The sequence below is a fragment of the Pseudomonas sp. CAM1A genome, assembly GCF_047501685.1.
Lineage (GTDB): Bacteria > Pseudomonadota > Gammaproteobacteria > Pseudomonadales > Pseudomonadaceae > Aquipseudomonas.
In genome coordinates this window covers 1-3109 of sequence record NZ_JBFNXP010000036.1, presented here as the reverse complement: position 1 = coordinate 3109, position 3109 = coordinate 1, and the positions used below count along the sequence as shown (strand labels likewise).

The window sequence follows — 3109 nt, the reverse complement described above, 5'->3', positions numbered from 1 at the left end:
CGATGAATGTTGATTTCTGACTTTTGTCAGATCGTTCTTTAAAAATTCGGATATGTGATAGAAATAGACTGAACACCAGTTTCACTGCTGGTGGATCAGGCTAAGGTAAAATTTGTGAGTTCTGCTCGAAAGAGCGACGTGCGAATTTTCGGCGAATGTCGTCTTCACAGTATAACCAGATTGCTTGGGGTTATATGGTCAAGTGAAGAAGCGCATACGGTGGATGCCTTGGCAGTCAGAGGCGATGAAAGACGTGGTAGCCTGCGATAAGCTTTGGGGAGTCGGCAAACAGACTGTGATCCAGAGATCTCTGAATGGGGGAACCCAGCCAGCATAAGCTGGTTATCTTGTACTGAATACATAGGTGCAAGAGGCGAACCAGGGGAACTGAAACATCTAAGTACCCTGAGGAAAAGAAATCAACCGAGATTCCCTTAGTAGTGGCGAGCGAACGGGGACCAGCCCTTAAGCTGGTTTGAGATTAGTGGAACGCTCTGGAAAGTGCGGCCATAGTGGGTGATAGCCCCGTACACGAAAATCTCTTGCCAGTGAAATCGAGTAGGACGGAGCACGAGAAACTTTGTCTGAACATGGGGGGACCATCCTCCAAGGCTAAATACTACTGACTGACCGATAGTGAACCAGTACCGTGAGGGAAAGGCGAAAAGAACCCCGGAGAGGGGAGTGAAATAGAACCTGAAACCGTATGCGTACAAGCAGTGGGAGCCYACTTTGTTGGGTGACTGCGTACCTTTTGTATAATGGGTCAGCGACTTATATTCAGTGGCRAGCTTAACCGAATAGGGGAGGCGTAGCGAAAGCGAGTCTTAATAGGGCGCTTTAGTCGCTGGGTATAGACCCGAAACCGGGCGATCTATCCATGGGCAGGTTGAAGGTTAGGTAACACTGACTGGAGGACCGAACCGACTACCGTTGAAAAGTTAGCGGATGACCTGTGGATCGGAGTGAAAGGCTAATCAAGCTCGGAGATAGCTGGTTCTCCTCGAAAGCTATTTAGGTAGCGCCTCATGTATCACTGTAGGGGGTAGAGCACTGTTTCGGCTAGGGGGTCATCCCGACTTACCAAACCGATGCAAACTCCGAATACCTACAAGTGCCGAGCATGGGAGACACACGGCGGGTGCTAACGTCCGTCGTGAAAAGGGAAACAACCCAGACCGTCAGCTAAGGTCCCAAAGTCATGGTTAAGTGGGAAACGATGTGGGAAGGCTTAGACAGCTAGGAGGTTGGCTTAGAAGCAGCCACCCTTTAAAGAAAGCGTAATAGCTCACTAGTCGAGTCGGCCTGCGCGGAAGATGTAACGGGGCTCAAACCATGCACCGAAGCTACGGGTATCAYCTTWWGRTGATGCGGTAGAGGAGCGTTCTGTAAGCCTGTGAAGGTGAGTTGAGAAGCTTGCTGGAGGTATCAGAAGTGCGAATGCTGACATGAGTAACGACAATGCGAGTGAAAAACTCGCACGCCGAAAGACCAAGGTTTCCTGCGCAACGTTAATCGACGCAGGGTTAGTCGGTCCCTAAGGCGAGGCTGAAAAGCGTAGTCGATGGAAAACAGGTTAATATTCCTGTACTTCCAGTTATTGCGATGGAGGGACGGAGAAGGCTAGGCCAGCTTGGCGTTGGTTGTCCAAGTTTAAGGTGGTAGGCTGARATCTTAGGCAAATCCGGGATYTCAAGGCCGAGAGCTGATGACGAGTKSYCATTAGGCGACGAAGTGGTTGATGCCATGCTTCCAAGAAAAGCTCCTAAGCTTCAGATAACTGGGAACCGTACCCCAAACCGACACAGGTGGTTAGGTAGAGAATACCAAGGCGCTTGAGAGAACTCGGGTGAAGGAACTAGGCAAAATGGCACCGTAACTTCGGGAGAAGGTGCGCCGGTGAGGGTGAAGCACTTGCTGCGTAAGCCCACGCCGGTCGAAGATACCAGGCCGCTGCGACTGTTTATTAAAAACACAGCACTCTGCAAACACGAAAGTGGACGTATAGGGTGTGACGCCTGCCCGGTGCCGGAAGGTTAATTGATGGGGTTAGCGCAAGCGAAGCTCTTGATCGAAGCCCCGGTAAACGGCGGCCGTAACTATAACGGTCCTAAGGTAGCGAAATTCCTTGTCGGGTAAGTTCCGACCTGCACGAATGGCGTAACGATGGCGGCGCTGTCTCCACCCGAGACTCAGTGAAATTGAAATCGCTGTGAAGATGCAGTGTATCCGCGGCTAGACGGAAAGACCCCGTGAACCTTTACTATAGCTTTGCACTGGACTTTGAGCTTGCTTGTGTAGGATAGGTGGGAGGCTTTGAAGTGGGGACGCCAGTTCTCATGGAGCCATCCTTGAAATACCACCCTGGCAACCTTGAGGTTCTAACTCAGGTCCGTTATCCGGATCGAGGACAGTGTATGGTGGGTAGTTTGACTGGGGCGGTCTCCTCCCAAAGAGTAACGGAGGAGTACGAAGGTGCGCTCAGACCGGTCGGAAATCGGTCGTAGAGTATAAAGGCAAAAGCGCGCTTGACTGCGAGACACACACGTCGAGCAGGTACGAAAGTAGGTCTTAGTGATCCGGTGGTTCTGTATGGAAGGGCCATCGCTCAACGGATAAAAGGTACTCCGGGGATAACAGGCTGATACCGCCCAAGAGTTCATATCGACGGCGGTGTTTGGCACCTCGATGTCGGCTCATCACATCCTGGGGCTGAAGCCGGTCCCAAGGGTATGGCTGTTCGCCATTTAAAGTGGTACGCGAGCTGGGTTTAGAACGTCGTGAGACAGTTCGGTCCCTATCTGCCGTGGACGTTTGAGATTTGAGAGGGGCTGCTCCTAGTACGAGAGGACCGGAGTGGACGAACCTCTGGTGTTCCGGTTGTCACGCCAGTGGCATTGCCGGGTAGCTATGTTCGGAAGAGATAACCGCTGAAAGCATCTAAGCGGGAAACTTGCCTCAAGATGAGATCTCACTGGAGCCTTGAGCTCCCTGAAGGGCCGTCGAAGACTACGACGTTGATAGGTTGGGTGTGTAAGCGCTGTGAGGCGTTGAGCTAACCAATACTAATTGCCCGTGAGGCTTGACCATATAACACCCAAGCAATTTG

1 rRNA gene is annotated in these 3109 nt (G+C 51.7%); it reads left to right on the top strand.

What is annotated here, in order from left to right:
* Nucleotides 1-196 precede the first annotated feature (196 nt).
* Nucleotides 197-3090, top strand: a 23S ribosomal RNA gene (locus tag ABZO33_RS26755).
* Nucleotides 3091-3109: the final 19 nt, after the last annotated feature.